The sequence below is a fragment of the Citrobacter enshiensis genome (genome assembly GCF_029338175.1).
GTDB lineage: Bacteria > Pseudomonadota > Gammaproteobacteria > Enterobacterales > Enterobacteriaceae > Citrobacter_D > Citrobacter_D enshiensis.
This window is the reverse complement of sequence record NZ_CP119862.1, coordinates 3,419,590-3,436,768: the sequence shown is the minus strand read 5'-3', so window position 1 is coordinate 3,436,768 and position 17,179 is coordinate 3,419,590. Positions and strand designations below refer to the sequence as shown.

Genomic DNA, 17,179 nt, shown 5'->3' with positions numbered 1-17,179 from the left:
CTCGTATTAAGGCGTTGTAATGAATCGACAATCCTGGCTGTTGAATCTCAGCCTGTTGAAGACGCACCCGGCATTCCGTGCGGTTTTCCTTGCCCGTTTTATCTCCATCGTTTCGCTGGGTTTGCTCGGTGTGGCGGTTCCGGTACAGATCCAAATGATGACCCACTCAACGTGGCAGGTCGGTTTGTCGGTGACGCTGACCGGTAGCGCAATGTTTGTGGGTCTGATGGTGGGCGGCGTATTGGCCGATCGCTATGAGCGTAAAAAAGTGATCCTGCTGGCGCGCGGTACCTGTGGTATCGGCTTCATCGGCCTGTGTCTGAACGCGCTGCTGCCGGAACCTTCGCTGCTGGCGATTTATCTGCTTGGCTTATGGGATGGTTTCTTTGCGTCGCTGGGGGTCACCGCGCTGTTGGCGGCGACGCCAGCACTGGTTGGCCGTGAAAATCTGATGCAGGCGGGGGCCATAACAATGCTGACGGTTCGCCTGGGGTCGGTGATCTCTCCCATGCTGGGCGGGCTGCTATTAGCTTCGGGGGGCGTGGCCTGGAACTATGGTCTGGCGGCTGCTGGCACCTTTATAACACTGCTGCCGTTATTGCGACTTCCTCTGTTGCCTCCACCGCCTCAACCGCGTGAACATCCGCTTAAATCGCTGCTGGCGGCGTTCCGCTTTTTGTTTGCCAGCCCGCTTATCGGCGGTATTGCACTGCTCGGCGGTTTGCTGACCATGGCGAGCGCGGTGCGGGTGCTCTATCCGGCGCTGGCGCTGAACTGGCACATGTCTGCAGCGCAAATTGGTTTCCTCTATGCCGCCATTCCCCTCGGTGCAGCGGTCGGCGCGCTGACCAGCGGACAACTGGCTCGCAGCGTACGTCCCGGTCTGATTATGCTGGCCTCCACGGTAGGTTCCTTCCTGGCGATTGGCTTGTTTGGTCTGATGCCTGTCTGGGCGCTGGGCGTCATTTGCCTCGCGCTGTTTGGCTGGCTCAGCGCCATCAGTTCGTTACTGCAATACACGATGCTACAAACGCAAACGCCGGAATCGATGCTCGGCAGGATCAATGGCCTTTGGACTGCGCAAAACGTCACTGGGGATGCAATCGGCGCGGCGCTGTTAGGCGGTCTGGGGGCGATGATGACACCGATCGCCTCGGCAAGCGTAAGTGGATTCGGACTGGTGATTGTGGGGTTATTACTGCTGCTGTTGCTGAGTGAGTTGCGGCGTTTTCGCCAGACGCCGCCGGAAGTGGCAGCGTCTGAAGGTTGAGGATTACGAAAACAGGGCGGCAAGACGGTTCAACAGTAGCGTCGCACTGTAGTAGTCCAGACGGAACGTTTCGGTGCCCAGTGCATAAACGCGTTTACTTTGTACCGCAGGCAGGTGTGCCAGCAACGGGTTGGCATAAATGGCATCGGTGTCGCTGCTGTCGCCAGCAAACAGGAACAGCGCCTCGCCGTTCAGACCCGCCGCCAGATTTTCACCGCCAAGCTGGACGATGTCGTGGCGTTTACCCTGACTGGTGCTGGTATGCATGTTCGTTGGCAATGCCGCCAGCGTGAAGCCGAGTTGTTCCATCATCTTGCCCTGTGCAGACTCAGGCGTCCATAAGTTGGCGGTGTGCGCGGCTGCGGTGTACACCAGCGCGCTGACCGGCTGTGGCGGCAGTTTAATCTGCTGTTTGACTGCCGCCATCTGCTGATCAAATTCAGCAATGCGTTTCGCCGCCTGTGTTTCCTGGCCCGTAATCTCGCCCAGTTGCGTCAGCAACGACTGCCAGCTTTTATCGTCATAGTTGATGATAAGCGTCGGTGCGATAGAAGAGAGCTGATCGTAAAGCGCCAGCGCAGAGTCGCCGCCGGTGGCGCTGATCAGGATGAGATCGGGCATCTGTGCGGCCACTGCTTCAGCACTGGGTTCGCCAATGTACAGACGGTTCAGCTTGCGCGCTTTCGCGACCTCGCTCCATTGGCGCAGGAATCCCTGATCGTCACCGACGCGGTTGTTGGGCGTGGTGGCTCCGCTGGCAATGACCGGGGCGTCAATGGCCAGCAGCGAGCCGGTCAGTGTGACGCTGGTCGAGACAATACGCTCAGGTTTGTGCTCCAGCGTGTGTGTTCCACGGCTGTCGGTTACCTGACGTGGCCAGTCAGCGGCGTGGGCTGAGGAGAATCCGAAAACAAATAGCCCAATCAGCAGGCCAGGCAGAAAAGGTAATCTCACAAATCAGTTCCTGTTATCAGTGAAGTTAATGCTTCTCATTTTCATTGTTAGCGAGAAGGGATGCAAGTCAAAGTCGCACAATGTGTTAGCTCAAGAGTTGACATGCCGTCTGTTTGCTTTTAGGTTAGCGACCGAAAATATAAATGATAATCATTATTAAAACCTTTATCATTTTTGGAGGATGATATGGATACGTCACTGGCCGAGGATGTACAGCAGAAAATGGCAACGCTTGCCCCCGATCATTTTTTCTTTATGTCGCCGTATCGCAGTTTTACGACGTCCGGATGCTTCGCCCGCTTTGATGAACCCGCTGTGGATGGGGATTCCCCGGACAGCCCGTTTCAACAAAAATTACATGCGCTGTTTGCCAGGGCCAAATCGCAGGGGATTAAAAACCCGGTCATGGTAGGCGCGATTCCCTTTGATACACGCCAGCCTTCGTCGCTGTTTATACCGGAGTCCTGGCAGACGTTTTCTCGCCCGGCAAAGCAACAGTCATCGCGCTATTTCACTGAGTATCCGTCGTTGAACGTCGTTGCGCGTAAAGCCATTCCTGAGCAGGATGATTTTGAGGAGATGGTGGCGAAAGCGGCGGCGCTGACGGCGACGCCGGAAGTTGACAAAGTGGTGTTGTCGCGTCTGATTGATATCACCACCGACGACAATATCGATAGCGGAGCCTTGCTGGAACGCCTCGTAGCGCAGAACCCTGTTAGTTACAACTTCCATGTCCCGCTGGAAGACGGCGGGGTGTTGCTCGGTGCCAGCCCGGAATTACTGCTGCGTAAAGAGGGCGATCATTTCAGTTCTCTGCCGTTGGCTGGGTCGGCTCGCCGCCAGCCTGATGATGTGCTGGACAGAGAGGCGGGTAATCGTCTGCTGGCGTCTGAAAAAGACCGTCATGAACACGACCTGGTCACTCAGGCAATGAAAGTAGTGCTGCGCGATCGCAGCCGCGAATTGCAGCTTCCGTCCTCCCCGCAACTGGTAGCCACCCCCACGCTGTGGCACCTTGGCACGCCGTTTGAGGGCAAAGCGAACGCCCAGGAGAACGCCCTTACGCTGGCATGTCTGCTTCATCCAACCCCGGCGTTGAGCGGTTTCCCGCATCAGGTCGCGAAAAAGTGGATCGCGGAACTTGAACCGTTTGACCGTGAATTGTTTGGCGGCATCGTCGGCTGGTGTGATGCCGAAGGCAACGGCGAATGGGTTGTGACGATCCGCTGCGCGACGTTACGCCAGAATCAGGTGCGCTTCTTTGCGGGCGCGGGAATTGTGCCTGCCTCCTCCCCAATTGCGGAGTGGCGTGAAACGGGCACGAAACTTTCCACCATGTTGAATGTGTTCGGACTGCATTAAGGAGCAATGATGAGCATTCCTTTCACCCGGTGGCCAGACGAATTTGCCCGTCGCTACCGTGAAAAAGGGTACTGGCAGGATTTGCCCTTAACGGACATTCTGACCCGCCATGCGCAGAGCGATAAAACGGCGGTGATTGAGGGCGAGCGTCACCTGAGCTATCGCCAACTCAATCAAGCCTCAGAGAATCTGGCCTGCAGTCTGCGTCGTCAGGGGATTAACGCGGGCGAGACTGCGCTGGTACAACTGGGCAATGTGGCCGAGTTATACATCACTTTTTTCGCCCTGTTGAAGATTGGCGCGGCCCCGGTTCTGGCGCTGTTCAGCCATCAGAGAACCGAACTGAATGCCTACGCAAAGCAAATCGAACCGACGCTGCTGATTGCCGATCGCCAGCATGCGTTGTTCGCCGGGGATGATTTCCTTAATGCGTTTATGGCTGAACACGCTTCTGTCCGCGTCGTGCAATTGCTTAATGACGAGGGCGGGCACAATCTGCGCACGGCGATGAATCAGCCCGCCGCACATTTCACTGCGACACCATCGACTGCCGATGAAGTGGCGTACTTTCAGCTTTCCGGCGGCACAACCGGCACGCCGAAACTGATCCCGCGTACCCATAATGACTATTACTACAGCGTGCGTCGTAGTAACGAAATCTGCCATTTCAGCGAAGAGACACGCTATTTGTGCGCCATTCCGGCGGCACATAACTATGCCATGAGTTCTCCGGGAGCGCTGGGCGTGTTCCTCGCGGGGGGAACCGTGGTGCTGGCCGCCGATCCGAGCGCCACGCTGTGCTTCCCGCTGATTGAAAAACATCAGATCAATTCAACGGCGCTGGTGCCTCCGGCTGTCAGCCTGTGGCTTCAGGCCATTGGCGAATGGGGGAGTAACGCGCAGCTGGCGTCGCTGAAGCTGCTGCAAGTGGGGGGCGCGCGGCTTTCCGCCACGCTGGCTGCACGCATTCCGGCCGAAATTGGTTGCCAGTTGCAACAGGTGTTTGGAATGGCCGAAGGACTGGTGAACTACACCCGTCTGGACGACAGCCCGGAGCGCATTATTCATACCCAGGGGCGCCCGATGTGTCCGGATGATGAAGTTTGGGTGGCGGATGCCGAGGGCAATCCTCTGCCGCAAGGGGAAACCGGTCGCCTGATGACGCGTGGGCCGTACACCTTTCGCGGGTATTTCAAAAGTCCTGAGCATAACGCCAATGCATTCGATGCCGACGGTTTTTACTGCTCCGGCGATCTGATCTCGATCGACGAAGCCGGATACATCACGGTGCAGGGGCGAGAAAAAGATCAGATCAACCGCGGTGGGGAGAAGATCGCCGCCGAAGAGATCGAAAACCTGTTATTGCGTCATCCCTCGGTGATCCACGCGGCGTTGGTCAGCATGGAAGATGAGCTGATGGGGGAGAAAAGCTGCGCGTATTTGGTGGTGAAATCGCCGCTGCGCGCGGTACAGGTACGACGTTTCCTGCGTGAACAGGGCGTTGCGGAATTCAAATTACCGGACCGTGTGGAATGCGTTGAGGCTCTGCCTCTGACCCCGGTAGGTAAAGTCGATAAAAAACAATTACGTCAGTGGCTGGCGTCACGGGCACCTGCCTGAAGGAGAAAATAAAAATGGCTATTCCTAAACTGCAGGCTTACGCACTGCCCACCGCACTTGATATTCCCTCCAGCAAAGTGAACTGGGACTTTGAACCGGAGCGGGCCGCGCTGCTTATCCATGATATGCAGGACTATTTCGTCAGCTTTTGGGGCGATAATTGTCCGATGATGGAGCAGGTGATCGCCAATATCGCCGCGCTGCGTCAGTACTGTAAAGAGAACCATATTCCGGTCTATTACACCGCTCAGCCTAAAGAGCAAAGTGATGAAGACAGGGCGTTGCTGAACGATATGTGGGGACCGGGGCTGACACGCTCTCCTGAGCAACAAAAAATTGTCGGGCCGCTGGCGCCGGATGAGGCCGATAACGTGCTGGTGAAATGGCGTTACAGCGCATTCCACCGTTCTCCGCTAGAGCAAATGCTGAAAGAAACCGGCCGCAACCAGCTGATCATTACCGGGGTGTATGCGCACATTGGTTGTATGACCACCGCAACCGATGCCTTCATGCGTGATATTAAGCCGTTTATGGTGGCGGATGCGCTGGCCGACTTTAGTCGTGACGAACATCTGATGTCGCTGAATTATGTGGCGGGACGTACCGGCCGCGTAGTCATGACGCAAGAACTGTTGCCTACGCCGGTTCCTGCCAGCAAACAGGCGCTGCGGGCGGCTATCCTGCCGTTGCTGGATGAGTCCGACGAGCCGATGGACGATGAAAACCTGATCGATTACGGCCTGGATTCGGTACGCATGATGGCGCTGGCGGCACGCTGGCGTAAGGTGCACAGCGACATCGATTTTGTCATGTTAGCGAAGAACCCGACGATTGACGCCTGGTGGGCACTGCTTTCCCGCGAGGTGAAATGATGGCTGGTTTTGATTTTCAGGGCAAAACCGTCTGGGTGACCGGCGCCGGAAAAGGCATTGGTTATGCGACGGCGCGGGCGTTTGTCGACGCTGGCGCGCGCGTCACAGGGTTCGATCGTGAATTTACGCGCGACGACTATCCGTTTGCGACCCAGGTGCTGGATATTGCACAGCGTGAGCAGGTGGCGCAGGTGTGCCAGCGCCTGCTGCAAAAAACCGAACGCCTGGATGTGCTGGTTAACGCTGCGGGGATTTTGCGCATGGGGGTTACGGATGAACTCAGCGCTGATGAATGGCAGCAGACCTTTGCCGTCAACGTGGGCGGCGCGTTTAATCTCTTCCAGCAGACGATGGCGCAGTTTCGTCGCCAGCAGGGGGGAGCCATCGTTACCGTGGCTTCCGATGCCGCACATACGCCGCGGATTGGCATGAGCGCCTATGGCGCATCGAAAGCGGCGTTGAAAAGCCTGGCGCTGACCGTCGGGCTGGAACTGGCCGCCAGCGGCGTGCGGTGTAATCTCGTTTCACCGGGTTCAACGGACACCGACATGCAGCGCACGCTGTGGGTCAGTGACGATGCCGAACAGCAACGTATTCGCGGTTTTGGCGAACAGTTTAAGCTCGGTATTCCGTTGGGGAAAATCGCGCGCCCGCAGGAGATCGCCAATACCATTCTGTTTCTGGCTTCCGATATGGCGAGCCACATTACGCTGCAGGATATTGTGGTTGATGGCGGCTCAACGCTGGGGGCATAACGATGATCTGGAAACGCCATTTAACGCTTGAAGAACTGAATGCCACCAGCCAGAACACGATGGTGGCGCACCTTGGCATTGTGTATACCCAACTGGGGGACGATGTACTGGAAGCGGAAATGCCCGTTGATGCCCGGACTCATCAGCCGTTTGGTTTACTGCATGGCGGAGCGTCAGCGGCGCTGGCGGAGACGCTGGGTTCAATGGCGGGGTATCTGATGACCCGCGACGGGCAGTGCGTTGTCGGCACCGAACTGAACGCCACTCACCACCGGGCGGTGTCACAGGGAAAAGTACGCGGTGTGTGCCAGCCGCTGCATCTTGGACGGCAAAGTCAGAGCTGGGAAATCGTTGTCTTTGATGAACAAGGACGGCGTTGCTGCACCTGCCGTTTAGGAACTGCCGTTCTGGGGTAACGCGGCAAAATAAAATGATATTGCAGGGTTAGCAGGTGAATGGAGTGATCCAGTTAACAATGCAATGTAAATAATCAGTGATATCTCTGGTTTATGAAGTTGTTACGTTGTTAAAACCAGCAAAGGTGTTATAGAAACAAAATGTAACATCTCTCTGGAACACGCAAACGGACAACAACCATGAATAAATCAGGGAAATACCTCGTCTGGACAGTGCTCTCTGTAATGGGAGCATTTGCGCTGGGATATATTGCGTTAAACCGTGGTGAACAGATCAACGCGCTGTGGATTGTGGTGGCGTCGGTCTGTGTCTATCTCATTGCCTACCGTTTTTATGGTCTGTATATCGCCAAAAATGTGCTGGCGGTTGACCCGACGCGTATGACGCCTGCCGTGCGTCATAACGACGGTCTGGATTATGTCCCTACCGATAAAAAAGTGTTGTTCGGTCACCATTTTGCCGCAATCGCCGGAGCGGGTCCACTGGTAGGACCGGTGCTGGCGGCGCAAATGGGCTACCTGCCCGGTATGATCTGGCTGTTGGCTGGCGTAGTGCTAGCCGGGGCGGTGCAGGACTTTATGGTGCTGTTTGTGTCGACTCGCCGCGACGGTCGCTCGCTGGGGGAGTTGGTCAAAGAGGAAATGGGACCCACAGCAGGCGTCATTGCGCTGGTGGCCTGTTTTATGATCATGGTGATTATCCTGGCGGTGCTGGCGATGATTGTCGTCAAAGCCCTGACCCACAGCCCGTGGGGAACCTATACCGTGGCGTTTACCATTCCGCTGGCGATCTTCATGGGGGTTTACCTGCGTTATCTGCGCCCCGGACGGATTGGCGAAGTGTCGGTCATCGGTCTGGTATTCCTGGTCTTTGCCATCATTTCCGGTGGTTGGGTGGCCCAAAGCCCCACCTGGGCGCCGTACTTTGATTTCACGGGCGTACAGCTGACCTGGATGCTGGTGGGGTACGGTTTTGTGGCGGCAGTGCTGCCCGTATGGCTGCTGCTGGCACCGCGTGACTACCTTTCCACCTTCCTGAAAATTGGCACCATCGTGGGTCTGGCGGTTGGCATTCTGATTATGCGACCCACGCTGACTATGCCTGCGCTGACCAAATTCGTCGATGGGACCGGGCCGGTGTGGACGGGCAACCTGTTCCCGTTCCTGTTTATCACGATTGCCTGTGGGGCGGTGTCCGGATTCCACGCGCTGATCGCTTCCGGCACCACGCCGAAGATGTTGGCGAACGAAGGCCAGGCCTGTTTTATTGGTTATGGCGGTATGCTGATGGAATCCTTCGTTGCCATTATGGCGCTGGTTTCCGCCTGTATTATCGATCCGGGCGTCTACTTTGCCATGAACAGCCCAATGGCCGTCCTGGCGCCAGCCGGTACCACCGATGTGGTGGCTTCTGCGGCGCAAGTGGTGAGCAGTTGGGGCTTTGCGATCACGCCGGACACGCTGCATCAAATCGCCAATGAAGTGGGTGAACAATCCATTATCTCGCGTGCGGGCGGCGCACCGACGCTGGCGGTGGGGATGGCTTACATTCTGCATGGCGCGCTCGGCGGCATGATGGATGTCGCATTCTGGTATCACTTTGCGATTCTGTTTGAAGCGCTGTTCATTCTGACGGCGGTGGACGCAGGGACCCGCGCAGCACGCTTTATGCTGCAGGATCTGCTGGGCGTGATCTCTCCGGGGCTGAAACGCACCGATTCACTGCCTGCCAACCTGTTGGCGACAGCGCTCTGCGTACTGGCCTGGGGCTACTTCCTGCATCAGGGGGTGGTTGACCCACTGGGTGGTATTAACACCCTGTGGCCGCTGTTCGGGATTGCCAACCAGATGCTGGCGGGTATGGCGCTGATGCTTTGCGCTGTGGTCCTGTTCAAGATGAAACGTCAGCGTTACGCGTGGGTCGCGCTCGTACCTACGTCCTGGCTGCTGATTTGTACCCTGACAGCTGGCTGGCAGAAAGCGTTCAGCGCCGATGCAAAAGTGGGCTTCCTGGCTATCGCCAATAAGTTCCAGGCGATGATCGACAGCGGCAACATTCCATCGCAGTACACCGAGTCACAGTTGACGCAACTGGTGTTTAACAACCGTCTGGACGCCGGTCTGACCGTCTTCTTCATGGTGGTGGTGGTGGTGCTGGCGTTGTTCTCTATCAAGACAGCGCTGGCTGCCCTGAAGGTAGACAAACCGACGGCGAAAGAGACGCCGTATGAGTCGATGCCGGAAAATGGGGAAGAGATTGTGGCGCAGGCGAAAGGCGCGCACTAATCTTCAACTATTGAGCCCTCTCCGGCCGGAGAGGGCGTTTGCATAACAGGTAACCGCTATGTTTGATACGCTTTCAAAAGCCGGGAAATACTTAGGCCAGGCGGCAAGGTTGATGATTGGTGTGCCGGACTACGACAACTATGTTGAGCACATGCGCGTCACGCATCCGGACCAAACGCCGATGACCTATGAAGAGTTTTTCCGTGAGCGGCAGGACGCGCGCTATGGGGGAAAAGGCGGCGCGCGTTGTTGCTAATGGATGCTCTTCATTTTTTCTTAAGCGGTGATGCTGCCGTCAGCGGCTGAACGCAGATCTCCCTTGTCGTTATTTCACTGTCCAGGCTTTCGAAAATTGGCGACCTGCAAATAACTCCTGCAGGCCGTTGATTTGTTTCAGACGCAACACTTCATCGTCATCCATTCCTAACTCTTTGCCGATTTTTTGCTCGTCCCAGCCCAGTAGTGAGAGCTCACGAACGATCTCGGACATGGCGTGGATCTGGTGTCGGCCCCGCGCGCGGTTATGGCGAATCGTGGACGCAATACGTTCATGGCGAGTGCGCTCCAGGCATGTGACGGGCAGATAGCCTTTCAGACGCGCTCTTAGTGCCGCTTTTCCTTTCCCTAATTCATGCCGATGGAAACCATCGATAATGTCGTACTTCTCTGCACTGGATTGCGCCACGACAATAGGTTGTGTGAAACCGTCTGCTTCAATTGATTTTAGCAGCAGCCTTTTCTCCGGCGGCGCCACATTATTCGGGTTGTAATCGTTAGGGATGATTTGCTCATTTTTAATCCACAACACGCAGTCGACAGGTTCATGACGAAAAGGGCTGACGTGGTGGATTGCCATTCTGAACTCATTAATGGCGCGGATCCGTTCCTCTTCCGGCAGCGCCGAGAGAAAGTGGGTTAATTCCTGAGTTAATCGTTGTTGCATAGTATTCCCCATTCCTGACGTTTTGCTTTCATGCGTTCGTTATAACGCTGGTAACTTTTCGGTTTTGTCGGACTGAAAGAGAGCGCTCGGCACCAGTAATCATTATTCAGCAGCACTTTGCAGATACGTCGCCATGACGGGATGTCTTTTGTACCAATATCGCCGTCTTGCGTTTGGGGAATATCGTCCAGACCTTTCTTTTTATACCACTGTAAATAGACGGCGATTTTATTGCAGTAATGCTCGGAGGTTTGTTCCGGCATGCTGTTCAGCAGCAGTAAGGCGTACTCTTTCCAGCATAGATGGTCGGGTTTTAAGAGTTTTCGATGGCCATAAAAATGGTTGTCGTGACCGGCATAGATACCGCCGCTTTTCACACCGCTTACGCGCGCGCACATGGCAGCCCAGCGTTCGGGTTCGACGACATGGTACAGCCACAGTCCCTGGCGCTGTTCCGGACCGAAGGGTTCGCAAATCCGCATGTAGCGGGTGGGTACGCCTGCCTGATACATCAGGTTATACAAAGGATTACAGCGTTTTTTTGTTTTTGAGAACCAGGTCCAGATGTCTGCGGTTTTCCAGTCATACATTGGGTAAATGTACCAGGTGTGTCCACCCGGCGCGGACGTTGTCCAGGGTTTGTCATCAGCAAAACGCTGCTTATGTAAGGAGGCGATGGCGCCAAATCGATTGTAAGACTCGTCGGCCCGGATACCGATTAACATGGCGGCTGGCCGGTTATTAGAAAACCAGTCGGCAAAAAAACGAACAAACTGCTCAAAGGTCATATTCGGTTGATAAAAAGGAAAATAGCCGGGATCGGTAATAGCATCCGGTGGTGGTTGGCGCACCCAGTCTGTATTTGGGGCCCAGCATTGCCATTCGGGTTGGTATTGGGATAATGCATTTTGTGTCGTCAACGGCAAGGCAACCCAATAAAAATCGTCGATGACATCGGAATAATCATTTCGCAGCGCCTGGACATACTCAATGGTACAAGAGAATTGCGCTTCCCAGTCAATGAATAATACGCATATTTTTTTCTGTAATTGACGGGCAAGGGTCGCGGTCAGGTGCAGCATGAGACCAGAATCTTTACCGCCAGAAAATGAAACGCAGACCCGTGGGAGCGTTTCAAGCGTCCACGTGATGCGCTCTAGCGCGGCCTCCAGGACATTTTGGTCAAGCGGATATTTATACATGGACATTTTTGAGGTGTCTCTCAATATTAAATTGATTTTGCTCGAAATATTTTATTATAAGATATGCTAATTATGTAAACATGCAACAGTTAAAAAATATAGTATTTATGAATGTTTTTGGGGTGACCAATAAAAAATATGAATTAATTTTCGTTGAGCTGAGGGAGGTAATGTTTTCTGATTGATGCAGTTAGTTAATTCGAAATATATATTGCTTAAATCAATTATTAATTAACGACGCATTATAACATTGAATAAAAATAATGATGTATGGACGCCCCGGAACATCACAATCTGTAGGTAGTCAATGACGATGCTTTCTTGAGTGCTGACTGCTGCATTATGCGATAAGCGAAGTGAGTGATTTAACCGGGTGACTGGAATGAGAACAATCACCCTAAATATTACGTTAACGGCTATTCATCATCGCATCCAGCTGTGCTTTTTCTGGCAATCCTACAACCTGCTGCAACGTGTTTTCTTTATTCAAATAGTAGATGGCGGGTGTGACGTTAGCACCCAGATCGTCCATGATTTTTTGATTGACGTTCAGAATACGCATCGCCTCAGGAGGAACGGATGTCGGGATTTCAAGTTTGAGTTTACCGTTCGAGGCTTCATAGTCATGCCAGGTCTTTGCCGGGTCTTTCGTGGTCAGAATCGCCGCCGCAGTTGCCGGGCTTTCTGGTTTTATCACGCCAACCAGCAGGGTTCGCAATTGTACTTTGCCGGATTCTACCCAGGGACGGGCCTGTTGCCAGAATTGCTTGCAGTAAGGGCAGAAAGGATCGGCGAACACATAAAGTACGACGGGCGCATCCTTTTTACCGTCTAACAGCCAGGATGACTTTTCCATGCGCTGCCACAGTTCTCGCCCGGCTGGCGCATAGATCTCTTTTTCTATCAATGCATTGCTGAGGTTCTCGCCTTTTTCATTATACATGTACCCGGAGATCGCCTGTTTGCCGTCCGGGGTGAGATAAATGGTGACGCCCATGTCCTGATATTTTCCCAGGTAACCTTTCATCCCGCCCGGCGCATCGAAGGATTTCAGGATTGTAATACCTTGTTTTTCGATGGCTTTGACCGGCGCTGGCAGTTCTTCCGCCTGAGCGATGAGAGGGAGGAGAGTCAGCAATAGCGTTCGTTTTAGCATTATTTTTCCTTAAAAATCAGTGCGAAAGAAAGGGCGCAGATCAAACCTATCACAGCCATAGATAAGACCTTAAGCCGGATGATTGCCCTTTCTTCAGTGGGGTGTTGTAATCCCCTTCGCTGTTACAGCCTTTGTTAAGGTAATGTAGAGCGCAACACATAGCCAGTTTCACTGGCACTGAAGTTACCTACGGGTAGTTCAGGTAATGGGGCCGCCTGAAAAGGGGGCCTTTTTACTTTTTGTCGCCGGTGGCGGCTTAGGGTTCACAAAGTTGTCATGCGTCGGTTGTTAGATAACGCTTATTGATTTGATAATGGAAACGCATTAGCCGAATCGGAAAAATTTCGTTAACTTACAACTCAACGAAAACACGGAGGAAGTATAGATGTCCTTGATTAACACTAAAATTAAACCTTTCAAAAACCAGGCGTTCAAAAACGGTGAATTCATCGAAGTTACCGAAAAAGATACCGAAGGCCGCTGGAGTGTCTTCTTCTTCTACCCGGCTGACTTTACTTTCGTATGCCCGACTGAACTGGGCGACGTTGCTGACCATTACGATGAACTGCAGAAACTGGGCGTAGACGTTTACTCTGTCTCTACCGACACCCACTTCACTCACAAAGCATGGCACAGCAGCTCTGAAACCATCGCGAAAATCAAATATGCGATGATCGGCGACCCGACTGGCGCCCTGACCCGTAACTTCGACAACATGCGTGAAGATGAAGGTCTGGCTGACCGCGCAACCTTCGTTGTTGACCCGCAGGGTATCATCCAGGCTATCGAAGTTACCGCTGAAGGCATTGGCCGCGATGCGTCTGACCTGCTGCGTAAAATCAAAGCGGCTCAGTATGTGGCTTCTCACCCAGGTGAAGTTTGCCCGGCGAAATGGAAAGAAGGCGAAGCGACCTTAGCACCTTCTTTAGACCTGGTTGGTAAAATCTAAGCCTTTAAGGTGCTTCGAAGCCGGATGGCGCTACGCTTATCCGGCCTACAAACCGGGTCTACAACATCGTAGGCCGGGTAAACGAAGTGCCACCCGGCAATCAACGGGTGCATTACGCACCCGTTTCACTCCAAACCCCATGATGCAAGCCGCATTCAGGCCGCCCGCAAGGCAGCTTGCATGATGATGTTTTTAAAGCAGGAGATTAACGATGCTCGACGCTAACATGAAAACCCAGCTCAAGGCGTACCTTGAGAAACTGACGAAACCTGTTGAGCTGATTGCCACGCTGGATGACAGCGCCAAATCGGCAGAAATCAAGGAACTGCTGGCTGAAATTGCCGAACTGTCAGAGAAAGTCACCTTTAAAGAAGATAACAGCTTAGCCGTACGCAAGCCGTCATTCCTGATCACCAACCCGGGTTCAACCCAGGGACCGCGTTTTGCCGGCTCCCCGTTGGGGCATGAATTTACCTCTCTGGTGCTGGCACTGTTGTGGACCGGTGGTCATCCGTCGAAAGAAGCGCAGACGCTGCTTGAGCAGATCCGCGAAATCGACGGTGATTTTGAGTTTGAAACCTATTACTCGCTCTCTTGCCACAACTGCCCGGACGTGGTGCAGGCGCTGAACCTGATGGCGGTGCTGAACCCACGTATTAAGCATACGGCAATCGACGGCGGGACATTCCAGAACGAAATCACCGAACGTAACGTGATGGGCGTTCCGGCGGTTTACGTTAACGGGAAAGAGTTCGGTCAGGGGCGTATGACCCTGACGGAAATCGTCGCGAAAGTGGATACCGGCGCAGAAAAACGCGCAGCAGAAGAGCTGAACAAGCGTGATGCGTATGATGTGCTGATTGTCGGCTCTGGCCCGGCGGGCGCTGCGGCGGCTGTTTACTCAGCGCGTAAAGGTATTCGCACGGGGTTGATGGGCGAACGCTTTGGCGGTCAGGTACTCGATACCGTGGACATCGAAAACTACATCTCGGTGCCGAAAACCGAAGGTCAAAAGCTGGCGGGGGCATTAAAAGCGCACGTCGATGATTACGATGTGGATGTGATTGATAGCCAGAGCGCCAGCAAACTGGTGCCAGCTACGCAAGAAGGTGGCCTGCATCAGATTCAAACGGCATCCGGTGCGGTGCTGAAAGCCCGAAGCATTATCATTGCGACGGGTGCCAAATGGCGCAATATGAACGTGCCGGGTGAAGATCAATATCGTACCAAAGGCGTGACGTACTGCCCGCACTGCGACGGCCCGCTGTTTAAAGGCAAACGCGTGGCAGTGATTGGCGGTGGTAACTCCGGTGTGGAAGCGGCTATCGATCTGGCAGGCATTGTGGAGCACGTGACGTTGCTGGAATTTGCGCCTGAGATGAAAGCCGATCAGGTACTGCAGGATAAAGTACGCAGCCTGAAAAACGTCGATATCATCCTGAACGCGCAGACCACTGAAGTGAAAGGCGATGGCAGCAAAGTCACTGGGCTTGAGTACCGCGACCGTGTCAGTGGCGATGTTCACAACGTTGCTCTGGCGGGGATCTTTGTTCAGATTGGCCTGTTACCGAACACTAACTGGCTGGAAGGCGCTGTTGAACGTAACCGCATGGGTGAAATCATCATTGATGCGAAATGTGAAACCAGCGTGAAGGGCGTATTCGCCGCCGGTGACTGCACCACCGTACCGTACAAGCAGATAATCATAGCGACAGGCGAGGGCGCCAAAGCTTCCCTGAGCTCGTTTGATTATCTGATTCGCACCAAGACCGCATAAAAAAAAGACAGTAAGACTGTCACCTGCAAGCTCAAAACCGCCTGTGAAATTCCAGGCGGTTTTTTATTACCCCCCAGTAACCACAAAAGCCCTGCCGGACTCTCTCCTGGCAGGGCTTTTCAGTATCAGACGCGGGCGAATTAACGCACGACCAACACGGGCAGGTTGGCATGGCGGACAACGCTTGACGCATTAGAACCGAGAAGATGGGTGCTGATTGACGGGTTTCGTGATCCAATGACCACCACATCCGCCTTCAGTTCTTCCGCTAAGTCGTTGACCACGTCCCGCACGTTGCCAAAACGAACATGCGGCTTAATCCGCGAAGGATCAAGACTGAAATGACCGACCATCGTTTGCAGGCGGGTTTCCGCTTCGTGCTGCAGATGCTCCTCAAAACGGCGAACATCGGCGGCAAACCGATGCAAACTCAAACTGGCGGAACCCGGCAGGACATGCAACAGATGAATGACGCCATCCTGTTGCGCCAGAAATTCAGCGTGGCGTACGGCCTTGTCGCTCAGTTCCATTTCGAAAACATCAACCGGCATAATGATTGTTTTGTACATAAGCAGTCTCTCCTTGTTATCGCATGAACATATAACATCATATTAATGAATATGATTCTGTCAGTCACGGCACAGATTTAGGTTTTTAAAGGATCAAAGAGGAGACAATACTGATAATACGTGATTACCAGTGTTGTTCGAGAAATAGCACAGCGGCAACGAGAATCGCTGCTATCAGGATATACACTACCGTGATACCGAGAACCTCAGCCATACGCTATTCCACCGACAGATACCCCAATCAGGTTAGTTTGTCGCAAAAAAAGCAGGAATGATAAGTTTGGTTGATATTTAACCGGAAAGAGGATGCTAATGCATCCTCTGCAAGATAAAGCGGTTGGCTTCGAAAGGACAGAGTTAGCGCAGGTAATCGCCCGCAGCTTCAGGCTGGTATTCAAGCTCCAGCACTTCAAGGTGCGTGGATGTTCCACCTGGAAGTTCCCAGTGAATGGTGTCGCCAACGCGCAGACCTAACAGGGCAGCGCCAACCGGAGCCATCACCGACAATTGGGTGCTGCTGTCCGTCATGTTCGCCGGATAGACCAGCGTGCGAACGCGCGTCTCGCCGTCGGCAAGGTTACGGAATTTCACTCGACTGTTCATGGTCACGACGTTATGCGGCATCTCTTCTGGTGAACACATTTGGGCGCGATCCAGCTCTGCGTTTAACGCATCAGCAATCGGTAAACCGGCAAACGCAGGTTGCTCCAACAGGCGGTCGATGCGTTCGGCGTCGAGGTCGTTGATGATAATAGTTGGTCTGGACATTTATTACTCCATGTCGTCGATACTGCGAGTAGCGCAGGTAAATAATTCCAAAAGAAAACCCTCACCGTCTGGCGGCGAGGGTTTAGCTTTCCTGATGATACTGAGACTTACCCCTTCTTTGAAGTGATTTAGTTCACATTCGGGCAAATCCTTAACATTGATGGTGTTGATAGCATTGGGTGAATTTTAGCCTAAAAACGTGATCGTTCTCAAATTTGCATTATGCTTTTTAAGCGCTCGCCGCGGGCGGGTCCACACCCTCAGCGTTTCCTTGAAGGAG

General features: G+C 53.7%; 17 protein-coding genes. 10 read left to right on the top strand and 7 right to left on the bottom strand.

The window, feature by feature from the left end; all coding sequences use genetic code 11:
* The first annotated feature begins 19 nt into the window (after positions 1-19).
* On the top strand, positions 20-1,270 hold the full coding sequence (gene entS / locus P2W74_RS16565; protein ID WP_276292462.1) for an enterobactin transporter EntS: 1,251 nt from the start codon (positions 20-22) through the stop codon (positions 1,268-1,270).
* Between the two features lie 3 nt (positions 1,271-1,273).
* Here the strand turns inward: entS and fepB are convergent, their stop codons facing one another.
* Complete coding sequence (gene fepB, locus P2W74_RS16560) at positions 1,274-2,224, bottom strand: Fe2+-enterobactin ABC transporter substrate-binding protein (protein WP_412767196.1); 951 nt, start codon at positions 2,222-2,224, stop codon at positions 1,274-1,276.
* 186 nt (positions 2,225-2,410) lie between these two features.
* On the opposite strand from fepB, the gene entC reads away from it, so the two are divergent.
* From entC to P2W74_RS16525, 7 genes are all read left to right on the top strand, one after another.
* Positions 2,411-3,586: an isochorismate synthase EntC gene (entC, locus tag P2W74_RS16555; RefSeq protein WP_276292461.1), complete on the top strand. Its 1,176-nt coding sequence runs from the start codon at positions 2,411-2,413 to the stop codon at positions 3,584-3,586.
* 9 nt (positions 3,587-3,595) lie between these two features.
* Positions 3,596-5,206, top strand: a complete 1,611-nt coding sequence (gene entE, locus P2W74_RS16550; protein ID WP_276295210.1) for a (2,3-dihydroxybenzoyl)adenylate synthase EntE — start codon at positions 3,596-3,598, stop codon at positions 5,204-5,206.
* 14 nt (positions 5,207-5,220) lie between these two features.
* A complete protein-coding gene (locus tag P2W74_RS16545) occupies positions 5,221-6,078 on the top strand; it encodes an isochorismatase (protein WP_276292460.1) in 858 nt (285 codons plus the stop codon).
* Positions 6,078-6,833: a 2,3-dihydro-2,3-dihydroxybenzoate dehydrogenase EntA gene (gene entA, locus P2W74_RS16540; protein WP_276295209.1), complete on the top strand. Its 756-nt coding sequence runs from the start codon at positions 6,078-6,080 to the stop codon at positions 6,831-6,833. The genes P2W74_RS16545 and entA overlap by 1 nt, the downstream gene beginning before the upstream one ends.
* A 2-nt stretch (positions 6,834-6,835) precedes the next feature.
* Complete coding sequence (gene entH / locus P2W74_RS16535) at positions 6,836-7,249, top strand: proofreading thioesterase EntH (protein WP_276292459.1); 414 nt, start codon at positions 6,836-6,838, stop codon at positions 7,247-7,249.
* 180 nt (positions 7,250-7,429) lie between these two features.
* Entirely contained in the window at positions 7,430-9,535 is a 2,106-nt protein-coding gene (gene cstA / locus P2W74_RS16530; protein ID WP_276292458.1) for a pyruvate/proton symporter CstA, read from the top strand.
* Between the two features lie 58 nt (positions 9,536-9,593).
* Positions 9,594-9,791 carry a YbdD/YjiX family protein gene (locus tag P2W74_RS16525; protein WP_192611510.1) on the top strand — a complete coding sequence of 66 codons (198 nt, stop codon included), beginning with the start codon at positions 9,594-9,596 and terminating at the stop codon, positions 9,789-9,791.
* Between the two features lie 69 nt (positions 9,792-9,860).
* On the opposite strand, the gene P2W74_RS16520 is transcribed toward P2W74_RS16525, so the two are convergent.
* The 3 genes from P2W74_RS16520 to dsbG form a co-directional block, all read right to left on the bottom strand.
* Positions 9,861-10,478, bottom strand: coding sequence for an IbrB-like domain-containing protein (locus tag P2W74_RS16520; RefSeq protein WP_276292457.1), 618 nt, complete (start codon positions 10,476-10,478; stop codon positions 9,861-9,863).
* A complete protein-coding gene (locus tag P2W74_RS16515; protein WP_276292456.1) occupies positions 10,463-11,686 on the bottom strand; it encodes a phosphoadenosine phosphosulfate reductase in 1,224 nt (407 codons plus the stop codon). The genes P2W74_RS16520 and P2W74_RS16515 overlap by 16 nt, the downstream gene beginning before the upstream one ends.
* 403 nt (positions 11,687-12,089) lie before the next feature.
* Positions 12,090-12,836, bottom strand: a complete 747-nt coding sequence (gene dsbG / locus P2W74_RS16510; protein ID WP_276292455.1) for a thiol:disulfide interchange protein DsbG — start codon at positions 12,834-12,836, stop codon at positions 12,090-12,092.
* A 385-nt stretch (positions 12,837-13,221) separates the two neighbouring features.
* On the opposite strand from dsbG, the gene ahpC reads away from it, so the two are divergent.
* Both ahpC and ahpF read left to right on the top strand, forming a co-directional pair.
* Positions 13,222-13,785, top strand: coding sequence for an alkyl hydroperoxide reductase subunit C (gene ahpC / locus P2W74_RS16505; protein ID WP_162379580.1), 564 nt, complete (start codon positions 13,222-13,224; stop codon positions 13,783-13,785).
* Positions 13,786-13,996: 211 nt separating this feature from the next.
* Positions 13,997-15,562, top strand: coding sequence for an alkyl hydroperoxide reductase subunit F (gene ahpF / locus P2W74_RS16500; RefSeq protein ID WP_276292454.1), 1,566 nt, complete (start codon positions 13,997-13,999; stop codon positions 15,560-15,562).
* Between the two features lie 140 nt (positions 15,563-15,702).
* On the opposite strand, the gene uspG is transcribed toward ahpF, so the two are convergent.
* The 3 genes from uspG to rnk all read right to left on the bottom strand — a co-directional run bounded on the left by uspG (position 15,703) and on the right by rnk (position 16,899).
* Positions 15,703-16,131, bottom strand: a complete 429-nt coding sequence (uspG, locus tag P2W74_RS16495) for a universal stress protein UspG (RefSeq protein ID WP_203358527.1) — start codon at positions 16,129-16,131, stop codon at positions 15,703-15,705.
* A gap of 124 nt (positions 16,132-16,255) precedes the next feature.
* Positions 16,256-16,345 (bottom strand): small membrane protein YldA, encoded by a 90-nt coding sequence (yldA, locus tag P2W74_RS16490; protein WP_271443684.1) that lies wholly within the window; start codon positions 16,343-16,345, stop codon positions 16,256-16,258.
* A 143-nt stretch (positions 16,346-16,488) separates the two neighbouring features.
* Positions 16,489-16,899 carry a nucleoside diphosphate kinase regulator gene (gene rnk / locus P2W74_RS16485; RefSeq protein ID WP_192611516.1) on the bottom strand — a complete coding sequence of 137 codons (411 nt, stop codon included), beginning with the start codon at positions 16,897-16,899 and terminating at the stop codon, positions 16,489-16,491.
* Positions 16,900-17,179: the final 280 nt, after the last annotated feature.

What these genes read in the sequence shown, in the direction of transcription:
- entS (WP_276292462.1), top strand. Translation starts at nt 20, where the DNA reads ATGAATCGACAATCCTGGCTGTTGAATCTCAGCCTGTTGAAGACGCAC.
- entC (WP_276292461.1), top strand. Translation starts at nt 2,411, where the DNA reads ATGGATACGTCACTGGCCGAGGATGTACAGCAGAAAATGGCAACGCTT.
- entE (WP_276295210.1), top strand. Translation starts at nt 3,596, where the DNA reads ATGAGCATTCCTTTCACCCGGTGGCCAGACGAATTTGCCCGTCGCTAC.
- P2W74_RS16545 (WP_276292460.1), top strand. Translation starts at nt 5,221, where the DNA reads ATGGCTATTCCTAAACTGCAGGCTTACGCACTGCCCACCGCACTTGAT.
- entA (WP_276295209.1), top strand. Translation starts at nt 6,078, where the DNA reads ATGGCTGGTTTTGATTTTCAGGGCAAAACCGTCTGGGTGACCGGCGCC.
- entH (WP_276292459.1), top strand. Translation starts at nt 6,836, where the DNA reads ATGATCTGGAAACGCCATTTAACGCTTGAAGAACTGAATGCCACCAGC.
- cstA (WP_276292458.1), top strand. Translation starts at nt 7,430, where the DNA reads ATGAATAAATCAGGGAAATACCTCGTCTGGACAGTGCTCTCTGTAATG.
- P2W74_RS16525 (WP_192611510.1), top strand. Translation starts at nt 9,594, where the DNA reads ATGTTTGATACGCTTTCAAAAGCCGGGAAATACTTAGGCCAGGCGGCA.
- P2W74_RS16520 (WP_276292457.1), bottom strand. Translation starts at nt 10,478, where the DNA reads ATGCAACAACGATTAACTCAGGAATTAACCCACTTTCTCTCGGCGCTG.
- P2W74_RS16515 (WP_276292456.1), bottom strand. Translation starts at nt 11,686, where the DNA reads ATGTCCATGTATAAATATCCGCTTGACCAAAATGTCCTGGAGGCCGCG.
- dsbG (WP_276292455.1), bottom strand. Translation starts at nt 12,836, where the DNA reads ATGCTAAAACGAACGCTATTGCTGACTCTCCTCCCTCTCATCGCTCAG.
- ahpC (WP_162379580.1), top strand. Translation starts at nt 13,222, where the DNA reads ATGTCCTTGATTAACACTAAAATTAAACCTTTCAAAAACCAGGCGTTC.
- ahpF (WP_276292454.1), top strand. Translation starts at nt 13,997, where the DNA reads ATGCTCGACGCTAACATGAAAACCCAGCTCAAGGCGTACCTTGAGAAA.
- uspG (WP_203358527.1), bottom strand. Translation starts at nt 16,131, where the DNA reads ATGTACAAAACAATCATTATGCCGGTTGATGTTTTCGAAATGGAACTG.
- yldA (WP_271443684.1), bottom strand. Translation starts at nt 16,345, where the DNA reads ATGGCTGAGGTTCTCGGTATCACGGTAGTGTATATCCTGATAGCAGCG.
- rnk (WP_192611516.1), bottom strand. Translation starts at nt 16,899, where the DNA reads ATGTCCAGACCAACTATTATCATCAACGACCTCGACGCCGAACGCATC.